The sequence below is a fragment of the Streptomyces sp. NPDC090445 genome, assembly GCF_044769385.1.
Taxonomy (GTDB): Bacteria; Actinomycetota; Actinomycetes; order Streptomycetales; family Streptomycetaceae; genus Streptomyces.
On sequence record NZ_JBIVXV010000011.1, the window covers coordinates 98,072 to 111,397 of the forward strand.

The 13,326-nt window shown below is 70.9% G+C and carries 11 protein-coding genes; 3 read left to right on the forward strand and 8 right to left on the reverse strand.

The genetic code is table 11. The features are described from left to right. Positions 1 to 32: 32 nt before the first annotated feature. From ACIQUT_RS21965 to ACIQUT_RS21990, 6 genes are all read right to left on the reverse strand, one after another. Positions 33 to 641 carry an RBBP9/YdeN family alpha/beta hydrolase gene (locus ACIQUT_RS21965; RefSeq protein ID WP_403564860.1) on the reverse strand — a complete coding sequence of 203 codons (609 nt, stop codon included), beginning with the start codon at positions 639 to 641 and terminating at the stop codon, positions 33 to 35. Further along, positions 638 to 2,008, reverse strand: a complete 1,371-nt coding sequence (locus tag ACIQUT_RS21970) for an MFS transporter (RefSeq protein ID WP_403564862.1) — start codon at positions 2,006 to 2,008, stop codon at positions 638 to 640. The genes ACIQUT_RS21965 and ACIQUT_RS21970 overlap by 4 nt, the downstream gene beginning before the upstream one ends. 38 nt (positions 2,009 to 2,046) lie before the next feature. After that, positions 2,047 to 2,976, reverse strand: coding sequence for a TauD/TfdA dioxygenase family protein (locus ACIQUT_RS21975; RefSeq protein ID WP_403564864.1), 930 nt, complete (start codon positions 2,974 to 2,976; stop codon positions 2,047 to 2,049). A 38-nt stretch (positions 2,977 to 3,014) separates the two neighbouring features. Continuing rightward, positions 3,015 to 3,989, reverse strand: coding sequence for a quinone oxidoreductase family protein (locus ACIQUT_RS21980; RefSeq protein WP_403564865.1), 975 nt, complete (start codon positions 3,987 to 3,989; stop codon positions 3,015 to 3,017). Positions 3,990 to 4,049: 60 nt separating this feature from the next. Further along, positions 4,050 to 5,108 carry a 3-keto-5-aminohexanoate cleavage protein gene (locus tag ACIQUT_RS21985; protein WP_403564867.1) on the reverse strand — a complete coding sequence of 353 codons (1,059 nt, stop codon included), beginning with the start codon at positions 5,106 to 5,108 and terminating at the stop codon, positions 4,050 to 4,052. 327 nt (positions 5,109 to 5,435) lie between these two features. After that, positions 5,436 to 6,461, reverse strand: a complete 1,026-nt coding sequence (locus tag ACIQUT_RS21990; RefSeq protein WP_403564869.1) for an AraC family transcriptional regulator — start codon at positions 6,459 to 6,461, stop codon at positions 5,436 to 5,438. A gap of 167 nt (positions 6,462 to 6,628) precedes the next feature. Here ACIQUT_RS21990 and ACIQUT_RS21995 point away from each other — a divergent pair, with 167 nt between their 5' ends. Continuing rightward, positions 6,629 to 8,122, forward strand: a complete 1,494-nt coding sequence (locus tag ACIQUT_RS21995) for a long-chain fatty acid--CoA ligase (protein ID WP_403564870.1) — start codon at positions 6,629 to 6,631, stop codon at positions 8,120 to 8,122. Positions 8,123 to 8,292: 170 nt separating this feature from the next. On the opposite strand, the gene ACIQUT_RS22000 is transcribed toward ACIQUT_RS21995, so the two are convergent. Next, entirely contained in the window at positions 8,293 to 9,915 is a 1,623-nt protein-coding gene (locus ACIQUT_RS22000; protein ID WP_403564871.1) for a putative glycoside hydrolase, read from the reverse strand. A 207-nt stretch (positions 9,916 to 10,122) separates the two neighbouring features. Between ACIQUT_RS22000 and ACIQUT_RS22005 the strand changes: the two genes are divergently transcribed. Beyond that, complete coding sequence (locus ACIQUT_RS22005; RefSeq protein ID WP_403564872.1) at positions 10,123 to 11,142, forward strand: polysaccharide deacetylase family protein; 1,020 nt, start codon at positions 10,123 to 10,125, stop codon at positions 11,140 to 11,142. Positions 11,143 to 11,490: 348 nt separating this feature from the next. On the opposite strand, the gene ACIQUT_RS22010 is transcribed toward ACIQUT_RS22005, so the two are convergent. After that, complete coding sequence (locus tag ACIQUT_RS22010; RefSeq protein ID WP_403564874.1) at positions 11,491 to 12,084, reverse strand: nuclear transport factor 2 family protein; 594 nt, start codon at positions 12,082 to 12,084, stop codon at positions 11,491 to 11,493. A 498-nt stretch (positions 12,085 to 12,582) separates the two neighbouring features. Here ACIQUT_RS22010 and ACIQUT_RS22015 point away from each other — a divergent pair, with 498 nt between their 5' ends. Beyond that, the gene (locus tag ACIQUT_RS22015; protein WP_403564875.1) at positions 12,583 to 13,035 is read left to right on the forward strand and encodes a DUF6069 family protein; all 453 of its coding nucleotides are present in this window, start codon (positions 12,583 to 12,585) and stop codon (positions 13,033 to 13,035) included. The last annotated feature ends 291 nt before the right edge of the window (positions 13,036 to 13,326 follow it).

Consider the following 13,326-nt stretch of genomic DNA (forward strand, 5'->3'; position numbering starts at 1 on the left):
CGGCCTGGGGCGCGGAGGGCGACGCGGGCTGGCTATGAGGCGGGCGATGGCGCCCTGCGGTACCTGCCGTGTTCGAGCGCCTCGACGAATTCCTCGGCCCGCGGCCACGGACCGTGTCCGGAGGCGGGGTTGAGGTGTCCGACGGGGCCGACTTCCACCAGGCGGCTCCCCCACTCCCGCGCGAGTTCGGCCACGCGCCCGGGGGATCCCAGCGGATCGTTCGAACTGGCCGCGACGATGCTGGGGAAGGGCAGCGGCTTGCGGGGCACCGGTGTCCAGCCGTGCGTCGCCAGCTCGTCGGGGGTGGGGTAGCCGTCCGGCAGCGGTGTCCCGAAATCCGGGGGCGCGGCCAGCAGGGCGCCCCGGACGTCCGCCTCGTGCCACTGGGCCCACTGCACCGTGGTCATGACCCCCGCACTGTGCGCGACGATGGTCACGGGCCCGCTGATCCGCACCATCACCTCGACCAGGTTGGCGACGTGGGCGTCGCGGCTGAGCCGGTTGCGCACCAGTGGGGGAACGACGTGGACGGTGCGGCCCCCATCGCCGAGCCGCTCGGCCAGAACGGTCTGCCAGTGGTCCTCGACGTGTTCCCGCATGCCGGGAACGATCACGATCGTCGGCACGGTGGTCCCTGTCATGACGACGCCTCCGGTCCCTGGGTCTGCGCCGTTGCGGCGGGCGCGGCGAGGCGGTGGAGATCCCGTGCGTACCGTCGGCGGCCGATCAAGAAGGCCGCGGTGGCCGCGATCGCCACGAGCGGGACGAGCCCGAGCGCGCCGAGCAGACCGAACCGGTCCGCGAGCATGCCCGTGACGGCGGGGCCGGGGGCCAGCCCGAGCAGGCTCTGGGCCAGCGTGAGCGTGGCGAAGGCCGTCGCGGCGATGGCCGCGGGGGTCAGATTCGCCACCATCGCGGCTCCGGGACCGGCCGTACCGGCGCACAGCAGGGCTCCCAGCGCCAGCACCAGCAGCTGCACCGGGCCGGCGGGCAGGCGGAACGCGGTCATCAGCAGCACGAGGGAGCCCACGCTGCAGCAGATGGCGACGGACCACGTGCGGATCGGGTCGCGCCGGCTGAACCGGTCCGAGGCGATCCCTCCGGCGACCATGCCGATTCCGATCATCAGGGCGAAGAGACCCGCGGTCGCACCGGCCTTCGCGGTCGGCATCTCGTAGTAGCGGTTGAAGTAACTGGGCAGCCAGGCGATCAGGGCGCCCGCGATGAACAGCTGCAAGCCGCTGCCGACGTAGGCGCTCACCACCGAGACGGAGGAGAACAGTCGCGGCAGGAGCACGCGGAGCCGGTCGTGCGTGTCGGTGCCGGCCGCCCTGTCCCTGGACGGGTCCGACCGGGGGGCCAGCCGCTTCTCCGTGACCACGACGGCGTAGACGCCGGCGAGTACCAGGCCGAGGACGCCCATCACGCCGAACGCCCAGCGCCAGCCGTATGCCTGAGCCACAGCGCCACCGATGGAAATGCCCAGGACCGAGCCGAACGCGCCGCCGGCGATGAAGGCCCCCGAGAGCGTCGCCCGCAGGGTGCGCGGGAAGACGCTGAGGACCACGGCGATACCCACGCTGCCGTACGCGGCCTCACCGATGCCGACGAAGAGCCGGCCGATGAACATCTGGCCGTAGCCCGCCGCCACCGCGCAGCCCAGGGTCGCCAGACTCCACATCGTCGCCGCGATGACGAGGGACCTCACCCTGCCCCACCGGTCGGCCAGCAGCGAGAGGGGGAAGGTGAGCAGACCGACCATCAGGGCAACGATGCCGCTGAGGGAGCCCAGTCGGGCGTCCGAGAGCAGCCAGTCGGCCTTCAGCATCGGGAAGACGGCGTTGAGCACCTGCCGGGACATGTAGTCCGAGAGCAGGAGTGCGAAACTCAGTGCGAAGACCACCCACGCGTAGCGCCGGGACACGGGCCATTCCGAGGAGTCGGTGGCGGTGCCGGTGCGGGTCCCGGTTCTCTCCGGGGCGGGTGCCGCAGTGGTGAGAAACCCCATTGTCATCACCTCAACTGCTGTTGACGGAAAAAGCAGGGTCAGAAGGGTCTGTCGCCGACGATTCCGGCGCGCTCCATCTTGCGGACGGCGGGCCAGTAGTCCTGGACGGCGTAGTGCTGGGTGGAGCGGTTGTCCCAGATGGCCACGCTGTTCTTCCGCCAGCGCCAGCGGACCTGGTACTCGGGCACCGCGGCCTGGCTGATCAGGTAGTTCAGCAGCTGGCCGGCGCCCGGCGCGTAGTCCTGGCCGAAGCGGACGTTCCCGGGCGTGTGGTAGTTGACGAAATGGGTCGTGAAGGCGTTGACGAAGAGGATCTCCTCACCGGTCTCCGGGTGGGTGCGCACCACCGGGTGCTCCGCGTCCGGGAACCGGGCCGCCAGCGCCTGACGCTGCTCCCCGGGCATGACCGCGCCGAAGGTCGCCTCGATGCTGTGCCGGGCGCGCAGGTCCTGGATCTGCGTCTTGATGTGCTCCGGGAGGCGGCGGTGGGCCTCGACCATGTTGACCCAGATCGTGTCGCCGCCCACGGGGGGCGACTCGACACAGCGGAGTACGGCGCCCATCGACGGGTTCTCGCGCCACGTGCCGTCGGTGTGGAGCGCGTTCTCGTAGTGCTCGGGCGCGCTGTCCAGGTCCTTGTAGATGCGGACCAGGCCCGGGTGGTCCGGGTCGCTGCCGGCCACCGGGTGGTCCTCCAGCGGTCCGAAGCGTTCGGCGAAGGCGACGTGGTCGGCGCGCGTGATGTCCTGGTCGCGCAGGAACAGCACCTTGTGCTCGAGCAGCAGGATCTTGATCTCGGCGAACAGGTCGTCGTCACGGGCGGCGTCGGCGAGGTTCACGCCGGCGAGCTCGGCGCCGAGGGAACAGGTCAGCGGCTCGACACGGATGGAGGTGCGGAGCACGCTCGGGCGGACCAGGGCAAGCCCCCGGGCCGGAGCGCGGTCCTGCGGTCGGAGGGTTTCGTGCATGGTGCTCACTCCTGGGGTGGGGTGTGGCAGGGGCGTCCTCAGAGGGTGAAGACGGAGGACCCCGTGGTCCGTCCGGCTTCCAGATCGCGATGTGCCTGTTCGGCGTCATCGAGGGAGTAGCGCTGGTTGATCTCGATCGTGATGCGTCCGGAGGCGACGTGGTCGAACAGTTCGCCGGCCAGGGCGTCCCGCTCCGCCGGTTCGGCGATGTAGTCGGCCAGTGCCGGACGGGTCACGAAGAGCGAACCCTTCACGGCGAGTTGCATGGCGTCGATCGGTGGCACCGGACCGGAGGCCGTGCCGAAGCAGACCAGCAGTCCGCGGCGTGACAGCGAGGCCAGCGAACCGGCGAAGGTGTCCTTGCCGACACTGTCGAAGACGACCGGCACTCCGGCGCCGTCGGTCAGTTCGCGCACCCGCCCGGCCACGTCCTCGCGCCGGTAGCGGATCACGTGCTCGCAGCCGTGGGCGCGTGCGAGCTCCGCTTTCTCCTCGGTGGACACCGTTCCGATCACGGTGACGCCGAGGAGCCTGGCCCACTGGCTGAGGATCAGACCGACACCGCCCGCCGCCGCGTGGAGCAGCACGGTGTCACCGGCCTTCAACGCGTGGATCCGGCGGAGCAGGTACGCGGAGGTGAGGCCGCGCATGGTCATGGCGGCGGCGGTCTCGAAGCCGATCCCGTCCGGCAGCTTGATCAGGTGCGAGGCGGGCATGATCCGCTCCGTGCTGTACGCCCCCAACGGGCTGCCGGTGTAGGTGACACGGTCGCCTTCGGCTACGTGGGTGACGCCCTCACCGACGGCGTCGACCACTCCGGAGGCCTCGACGCCGATTCCGTCGGGCAGCCGGACCGGGTAGAGGCCCGTGCGGAAGTACGTGTCGGCGAAGTTGAGGCCGACGGCGACGTGCCGGATGCGCACTTCGCCCGGACCCGGGTCACCGACGGTGACCTCCTCCCAGGTCAGGACCTCGGGTCCACCGGTTTCGTGGAAGCGGACGGCGTGGGCCACGGGGTTGCTCCGATCGCTCGTGCGTGTGGGGGGCTTGTCCAGGACGGCCGGATGGCCGGGTCAGCTCTTGAGGGCGCGCAGCATGAAGCCGCGCTGCCCGGGTCGGCGGTTCGGGACCATGCCCAGACGGTCGAGGGTCTCGTCGGCGTCGGGGTAGTACTCGCCGATCTTGTAGATTTCCCTGGCCTCGGGGCCGGTCGCGATGTCGCGTCCGAGGGTGTCCGCGAGCCGGACCATCTGCTCGACCTGCTCGACAGAGGACATCCGCTCGCCCTTGCGCCGCCACAGGTTGTCCTCATTGCCCACGCGGACGTGCACGCCGAGGGCGATCGCGATCGCGTTCATCGGGGCCACGGCGCGCATGGAGCTCTCGATGGTGAGGACCGCACCGTCCGGCACGCGGCGGATGAACTCGATCAGGTCGGAGGGGTGCCGCCCGGCGAAACCGCCGCCGATCGCGACGTAGTTGAGGACCAGGGGGCCGGTGTGGATGCCGGCGCGGATGAGCCGCTCGACGGTTTCGAGCTGGGCGATGGTGGCGAGCTGGAAGTGCGGCTGGACCCCGCTCGCGTGCAGGCGCTTCAGGTGCTCCAGGTAGAACTCGGGGCCGGCCTCGACGACCATGTCGCGGTAGGCCCGGTAGTAGTCCGGCTTCGCGATCGAGGTGCCCTCCAGGTCGTCGTCGGTCATGATCTCGACGATGTTCATCTGGTTCGTGTTGATCGCGATGGTCACCTGGTCCGGTGCCGGCGTGAGGTCGGCCAGGAGGTGACGGGTGTCGTACGCGAGCCACTTGGCGTCGCCGCCCTCGCCCTCGGGGGCGAAGGAGATCGAGCCGCCGATCTGCAGGACCATGTCCGGCACTGCCTCGCGCAGCCGACCCAGCAGTTCGTTGAACATGGACATCCGCTTGGAGCCCTTGCCGTCGAGCTCGCGCACGTGGATGTGGAGCACCGTGGCACCGGCGTTGTGGCAGTCGACGGCCGCCCGGACGTGCTCGTCCATGGTCAGCGGCAGGTCGTCGGCGTCGCCGGGCAGCCACTCCGGCCCGTACGGGGCGGCCTGGATGACGAGCTTCTCCTGGTTCTCGGGGAAGAGCGAGTCGTCGTGGAAATGCACGGTCCTTCTCCTTTGCGTGCGGGTGATCACCGGCCGTGCCGGTCGGCACCTGCGGAGTCGCAGTGTCCGGACGGCAGGGGCCGGCGCGATCGGGACGGGGAGAACATCGGGCGCGTGGGCCCGGGAGCGGTCGACCGGTGCCGGAGGGGAGCGGGCCGTAGGGGAACGACCCGTCTCACCTCCGGCGGTCGACCGCCGTGAGCGGTGCAGCCAAGGTAGGGCCGGGTGAGGACGGCTGCTTGACCCGTGGTGACAGGCGACTTGTCATTTGGGGACACGGGCGACCGGAGACCGAGGTGCCGTCCGCAGGGCGTACGGCCGTGTCCGTCAGCCCCGGCCCGGATGCCGTGCCTGGCCCTTTTCCTTGCGCCACTGCCTCGGACTGCACCCGAACTGTTCGTGGAACCACCGGGAGAACGCGCTCAGCGACGAGAAGCCCAGGAGGTCGGAGATCTCCGTCAGCGAGTGGCGGGGATGGGGCACGAACTGCTCCGCGAGCCGCATCCGTGTGGCGTTCAGCAGCGACGAGAACGTCTCTCCCGACCGGGCCAGATGGCGGTGGACGGTGCGGCGGTCGACGCCGAGGCTGCGGGCGACCTGCTCGATGGAGCACCGGCCGGTGGGCAGCAGGGCCTCGATGAGTTCGCGTACCCGGTCCGCCACCGAGGTGTCCCTGGGAGTGGCGGCGATGGCGTCGAAGTACTGCCGGGCGTAGTTCCGCAGCTGCGGGTCCGCCATGGCGTTGGGGGCGTCGAGGTCGTCGGCGTAGAAGACGATGCCGTTGAACTCGCGGTCGAACTCGAGCCCCGGGCCGAACAGGCGGCGGTGTCTGCCCGTGTCCGCCGGAGCACCGTGGGTGAACCACACCGAGAGGGGCTGCCACCGCGGGTCGAGGAACCCCTGCAGAATGCGGGCGAAGGCACCCACGGCCAGTTCCGTGGCCTGCCGGGCCGGCGCCGTCTCACCGAGCCGGAGGTCCACCTTGACGGTGGCCAGGCCGTTCCGTTCGGACAGGCGCGTGTGCAGGAGCTCGTTGTACATGTGCTCGTGGCGCAGCAGCACTGCCAGCGCACTGCGTACGTCGGGCTCCTCGCGGACGACCAGGCTGATGGGGCCGAGATTGGAGAAGCGGCGCAGCTCGGCCATGCGCAGGCCGAAGTCGTCGTGGTGCGAGACGTCCGCGGAGAGCTCCAGGAGGTGGACGGCGGCGGGCCCGGAGATCCACCGGTCCTGAACGGCGAGGTCCGCAGTGTCCAGACCCACGCGCCTCATCAGCGCGCTCGGGTCGATGCCGAGGGAGCGGCCCAGCTCGACGTAGCCGCTCAGCGCTGCGGTGCGGACAAGGGGCCTCATCGGCGCGCTCCAGGTGTTCGGTCCCCAGAAGTTAAGTTTCCCGTCCCGGCACGTCAAGCATCGGGACCGCGACCGCCCTACCATCCCCTCAACCACGCCGCCCGCACCGTGCCGACGACCGGGACGAACAGAAGACGACCGGGACGAACAGAAGGAGACTGCCGCCCATGACCAACCTCGCCGTGATTCTGGTGAACTCCGCGGTGGCCCGCGGCCATCAGGTCGCCGTACGACACGACGACACCGCTCTGACCTATGCCGAGCTGGACGACGCGAGTGCCGGGTTCGCCGCGGTGCTGCAGGATCGCGGCATGCGGCCGGGCGACCGCGTGGCCATGAGCATGCCGAACGTGCCGCTGTTCCCGGTCGTCTACTACGGGATCCTGCGGGCCGGGGGAGTGGTCGTGCCGATGAACCCCCTGCTCAAGGCCCGCGAGGTGGCGTACGTCCTGCGCGACTGCGGGGCCCGCGTCGCCGTGGCGTTCCCGCTGTTCGCGGAGGAGGTCGCGCGCGCCGCCGCCGAGGTGGGGGCCGAGTGCCTGGTGACGGAGCCCTCCGCGATCCAGGACCTGCTCACGGCCGCCGAACCGCTGTCCGGCGTCGTCGACCGGGAGGACGGGGACCCCGCGCTGATCCTCTACACCTCGGGCACCACCGGCACGCCCAAAGGAGCCGAGCTGACGCACGGCAACCTGGTCTCGAACACGGCCACCGCCGCCGAGACCCTGCTGCAGGCAGGCCCCGACGACGTCCTGTTCGGCGGCCTGCCGCTGTTCCACGCGTTCGGGCAGACCTGTGCGCTCAACACGTCCGTCGCTGCGGGGGCGACGCTGACCCTGCTGCCGCGGTTCGATCCGCAGCGGGCACTGGAGGTCATGTGCCGTGACGGGGTCACCGTGTTCCTGGGCGTACCGACGATGTACTCGGCCCTGCTCCATGCCGAACTCCCCGACGGCTTCGACGCCTCCCGGCTGCGCGTGGCCGTCTCCGGCGGTGCCGCGATACCCGTCGAGGTCCTGCACGGGTTCGAGCGGCGCTTCGACGCCACGGTGCTGGAGGGCTACGGCCTCTCCGAGACGTCACCGGTGGCCTCCTTCAACCACCCGGACCGCCCGCGCAAGGCCGGCTCCATCGGGATGCCGATCCGCGGGGTCGAGATGAAGCTCGTCGCCGGGGACGGCTGCGAGGTGGGCCCGGGCGAGGTCGGCGAGATCGTGATCCGCGGCGAGAACGTGATGAAGGGCTACTTCAACCGCCCTGAGGCGACCGCGGAGGCGGTACGCGGCGGATGGTTCCACACCGGCGATCTGGCCCGCGTCGACGAGGACGGGTTCTACTTCGTCGTCGACCGCAAGAAGGACCTGATCATCCGCGGCGGCTACAACGTGTATCCGCGGGAGGTCGAGGAGGTCCTGTACGAGCACCCCGCCGTGGCCGAGGCCGCAGTGGTCGGCGTGCCGCACGCCGTGCACGGCGAGGAGGTCGCGGCGGTGGTCGCCCTGCGCGAGGGCGCCGACGCCACGGCCGAGGAGATCCGCGCCTACGTCAAGGAGCGCGTGGCGGCGTACAAGTACCCGCGGATCGTCACCTTCGCGGCGGAACTCCCCAAGGGCCCCACAGGGAAGATCCTCAAGCGCGAGATCGTCGTCACCCCCTCCTGAGGAGGCGCCTCGCCCGCGCCGGAGGCGTCAGGCCACCGCCCGCCACTGCCACTGGCAACGGCTGCGGCACGCGTCGAAGGGGTGCCCGGCCAAGACCCCACCCGGCACCCCTTCACCCACCCACACGTCTTCACTCACCCACACGTCCCGGGTACGGCGCGGCCGCCCCGTCAGCGCGTGGCGATCTTCGAGAGTGCCGCGCCCTGGTAGCGGGCGCCGGCGTTCCAGAGGATGAAGGAGTTCATTTTGTTTGCTGCCGCAGCCTTGATCTGTTCGGCCACCTCAGCCGGCCCGTAGGTGCTGCCCATCGAGAAATCCTGCAGCCACGGGATGATCTCGCTCTGCGTGCCCTTCGACTGGCGGGCGAAGTCGGCGAGCGAACGCTGCACGATCGCGTACGGGGCGGTGTCCGGCTGTGCGACGCCGTACTCTCCCGGCCCCCAGTGGGACGGGTAGACCATCGGTGCGATGTAGTCGGTGACCTTGGCCAGGGAACCGATGTCCTGTGCGATCTCGGTGGGGCGGGTCGCGGCGATACCGAAGACCGAGACGCCGAGGTACGCGGGGTGGGGACGCAGCGCGGTCCGGGTGTCCGCGACGAACGAGGTGACGGACTGCTCGGGCGTGGCGGTACCGATGCCCGGGAAGCGCATGTCCGTCAGCGGGCCGTCCGGTCGGCGCACGTAGTCGTAGAGGATGTCGTCGAAGCCGAGCCGAGCCGCTTCGACGGCGAGGTCCTGGTTGTACTTGCGGACCGTGGGGTTGGCGAAGTTCGTGAAGGACAGGGCTCCGTAGTGCCCGCCGTCGTAGGGCTCTCCGTCCGGGGTCTGCACGAGCCGGTCCTGCTTGCCGGACTTCCAGGAGGCCGAGGCGAGCTTGGGGTCGCGGAAGGCCACGATGCGGCCGATGGCCTGGGCGCCGGCGGCGTGGATCTCGGCGATCGCCTTGCGGGCGTCGTAGTAGCCCTTGGCCGCGCCGATCTGGCGGGCCAGCGGCACCTGGGACGCGTACCCGACCTCGCCGTCCTCGTCCTTCACGTCCAGCTGGACGGCGTTGAGCTTGCCGCTGCGGACCAGAGCGAGGATGTCGCCGCGCAGCGTGTCGTCGCCCCAGCCGATGGCCGTGATGTGCGCGGCCCGGATCATGGGGCGGCGTCCCCGGGCGGACACGTCCTTGGTGGTGGTGTTTCCGGCGCGGTCCACCGCGGTGACCGTGACCAAGGGGGTGCCCTTCGGCACCGTGGCCTTGAAGGCCCCGGCCTTGTCGACGGGGACCTTTTTGCCGTTGACGCGCACCTGGGCGTCGGTGGAGGCGCTGCCGGCAATGGTCACGGGGGCGGCGTTCTTGATCTCGGGGTCGGCCACCTTCAGCTCGGGAGCAGTGGCATCGACGGAGAAGCCCACGACCTTGCGGTACGAGGCGAAGGGGAGGCTGCTGTCGCCGGTCACCACCAGGGTGTGCCGGCCTTCCTTGAGGCGCGGAAGGACGAGTTTCAGGCGGGCGCCATCGGCTGTCACGGGGACCGCCGCACCGTCCAGGGTGACGCGCAGCTTGTTCCTGCCGCCGGCCGCGTCGGCGGCGAGGTGGGCACTGACCCGTGCGGCCGCGCGACCGTCGAGGACCACGCCGTCGCTCACCCCCTGGATGCCGGGACCCGGCGCGAGGAACGTCCAGGCTCCGACGCCCGCTCCGGCCAGCGCGACCGCTCCGGTCGTCGCTATGAGGGCGCGCCGACGGGCCGAGCGCCGGGGACGGAGGGAGGAGCCGGCATGCGACATGCGTGTGGGGAACATCGTGAGGTCCTTCGTGCCGTGGGGTGGGCCGGATGTGCCTCCATTCATTGCCGCTCCGTGTGCCGGTCGCCTTGCTCGGCTCAGATTTCACACGAACGGCCGCGATCGGTTCCGGCGCGGCGGCTACGCCATGCAGGGGACAGTGCGGTATGGGGGCTCCCGTCGCAGGTAGTCATGGCGCGACACATTGCCTTGGAGAGGCTTCTGATGCGCCACCCGCTCATCCCGCTCATCCCGCTTGGCGCCCTGGCGGGCGCCGCCCTGCTCGTCACCGGCTGTTCCACGGGGCCGTCACCGGCCGCGGGGCGAGGCCATGCCGCCGCGTCACCGGCGGCGGCCGGCCCCGTCGTCGCGAAGGGCCCGGCGGAAGTCGGCGCCAACGAACTCGGCCAGGTCCCGGTGCTGATGTACCACCAGCTCACCGGGAACCCGGCCGGCGTCTACGACCGCACCCCGGCCGATTTCCGGGCCGAGTTGGAGCGCCTTGCCCGGGAGAACTACGTACCGGTGACGGCACGGGACTTCCAGACGGGCCGCATCGACATCCCGGCAGGCACACACCCTGTGGTCCTGACGTTCGACGACTCGACCAACAGTCAGGTGCGCCTCGGCCCGGACGGCACCCCGGCGCCGGACACCGCAGTCGCCATTCTGGCGGAAACCGCGAAGAAGCACCCCGCCTTCAAGCCGGTGGCGACCTTCTTCGTCAACGCGGACGCCTTCTCGGCGACAGGCACCGCCAAGGCCCTGGCCTGGCTGAAGGAGCACGGGCACGAGGTCGCCAACCACACCGGCCGCCACGAGAACCTGCGCTCCCTGGACGAGGCGGGCGTAGCGAGGGCGATCTCAGGCGGCCAGGAGGCGATCGAGAAGGCCGCGCCCGGGACGCAGGTCACCTCGCTCGCCCTGCCCTTCGGCGCCATGCCCCAGCCGGCCGGGCTCGCCACGCGCGGAACGGGCTACCGATACGACGGGGTGTACCTCGTGGGAGCCAACCCGTCGGTCTCGCCGTTCGCGAAGGCTTTCACACCCGGCGAGATCCCCCGGATCCGCTCGGCGGGACACAACGACGAGGACGCCGAGTTCGGTTCGTCGCGCTGGCTGGACAAGCTCGCTGCCGGAAAGAGCCGGTACGTCTCGGACGGGGACCCGAACACCGTCGCCTTCCCGAGCGCCTTGCAGCACGAGCTGTCGCCGGCCTTCGCGAAGCGGGCGCGGCCGTACTGACCCGTGCCGCCACCGCAGCGCGTGGAACAGCGCGCGCCAGGTCTCCGGTCCGGCCGGTGCCCGGAACCTGCGCACGAAGACGGGCACGCCGGCCGGTGCACCGAAACCCACCCGCCCCGGCCCCGGCCGCCCGCTCGGCTCGAAGAACCAGCGGCCCGCCACCGCTACGACGTGGGACGCGTCCTCGCCACCGGCGAGTCCTGCACCGGACCCGCACACCACAAGCAGGGGACGAAGCCCCGGCGAGCCGGCCCGGCTCTTCCGCCGCGCTCACCCGGGACGAGGACCCCGTCGCGTTCCGCCCGGTTGCCCGGTTGCCCGGTTGCCCGGTCGCTAGGTGGCAGGGCTTCAGGCCTCCGGCTCGAACGCGGCCGGAGCCTCCCCGCCGTCGGTCCACCACACGCCGAGCCTCTGGCGCACGAGGCGCCAGCCGTCCGGATGCCGGTGGAACTCCCAGTCGTACGGGCCGCCCATGGAATAGGGCGAGGAGGTCCTCCCGGGCTCCGTGACGGCGACGAACCACATGTAGCCGATGCCGGCCGCCCGGTCGCCGTCCACCTCGACGTGGAGGTTGAGGATGTGGTGCTGCATGTGCGGGTACGGCGATTCCGCTTCCTCGACCTTGGCCCGAATCGCGTCCCTTCCGCGGATCGCGCCCCACGGTCCGAACTCCAGCATCGCGTCCTCGGCCCAGCACGCGATCCAGGCCTGCCAGTCCTTGCGGTCCAACGCACGCCAGCCTCGGAACAGAAGAGTGCGCAGGGCTTCCTTGTCCTCCAGGACCTGCAGCCTGTGCCCCAGGCCGTTGCGGTCCGTGGCGGCGGTATGCGGCTGCCGGTGGCCGTCAGCGGCAAGCCCGCGCGCGGTCGCCTCCGGGATGCCGCTGCTCGCGCCGGTGATCGCGACGCCCTCGGCGGCATCGGCGGGTGTGTTCCCTGTCATGGTGGGCTCCTCGTCCATGGGTGCGGTGGTGTCCTGCCCGACCGAGTCTGGGCGGGCCGAAGACTGCCGACCAGAACGGGCTCTTCCTGGGTGCACCGCACCCGGGCGTCGATCACGCAGGCCGACGGCTCCGCGTCCCGCGGCCGCCCACGCCGCAGCACCCCCGATTCCCACCGCACATTGGGGCCGGCTCGACGGGCAGCCACCACCCGCCGCGTTTGCGGTGGCCGGCCTGCCGCCGCTCCGCGGGTCGGGCCACTCCGACCCGCGGAGCCAGCCGCCCCCACTACCTCCGCCGCGTCACCATCCTGTACTTCAAGAATCGGCCTATGCGCAGGCAATGCAGAGGAGAACGACCCCTGAACTCGTTCCTCGTGGTCTGACCTCGCAGGGCCGGGACAGGGCTTGACCTCAAGCGAGGTTCAGGTTGGAGGCTTCTTCGTATGCCGCTGGCCGTAGGGCAGCGCAGCCAGCACTTCACACGTTGGAGGAAGCCTCATGTCGAGCAGTGCCGTTCCCAACTCCGGCCCCGCGGTGCCCGTCGCACCCTCGGTCCGCCGTTCCGGCCTCACCTGGTGGAAGGTGCTGGCCGCCAGCGCGGTCGGCGCGGCCGTGGTCAATCTGATCGTTCTTGCCGTCGCCAAGCTGGCCGGTGCCTCGCTCATCATCGTCGACGGCGGGGAAGAGCACCCGATCACGGTCGGGGGCGTCATCGGCGCCTCCGTTGTCCCGTTGGTCGTCGGGACGGGCGCTGCCCTCTTGATGGCCCTGTGGAAGCCGGTCTTCCTGCGGATCGCGCAGTACGTGGGCGGTGGGCTGGCACTGTTGTCGGTTGCCGGCCCGCTGTCGTCCGGCGCGGACGGCGGCACCGTCGCAGCCCTGTCCCTCATGCACATCACCCTCGGCGTCGCGGTCGTCATCGCGCTGAAGCTCCACCGCCGCCACCATTGAGCCTGTCTTTGTCGGCCTGCTGAGACGCCACGACGTGGACCCCTCGGCGGCGCAGACGGTGACGCGACAGGAGTCCGATGCAGCCTTTGAACTGACCGATGAGGCGTCAGTCCTGCGCGTGGGCCGGGCCGGCGAAGGGGCGTTCTGCCGGGAGAAGCATGTGCCGGCGGCTCGTTCGAGGGCGATGACGTGGCCGGCGTCCCGGACGGTCTGACCGGCCGCGTCCGATGCCCGGCGGCGATATCAGGCGACTCCCTCGCCGTTCGGAGGGGCGCGGATCGTCGTGCGGTC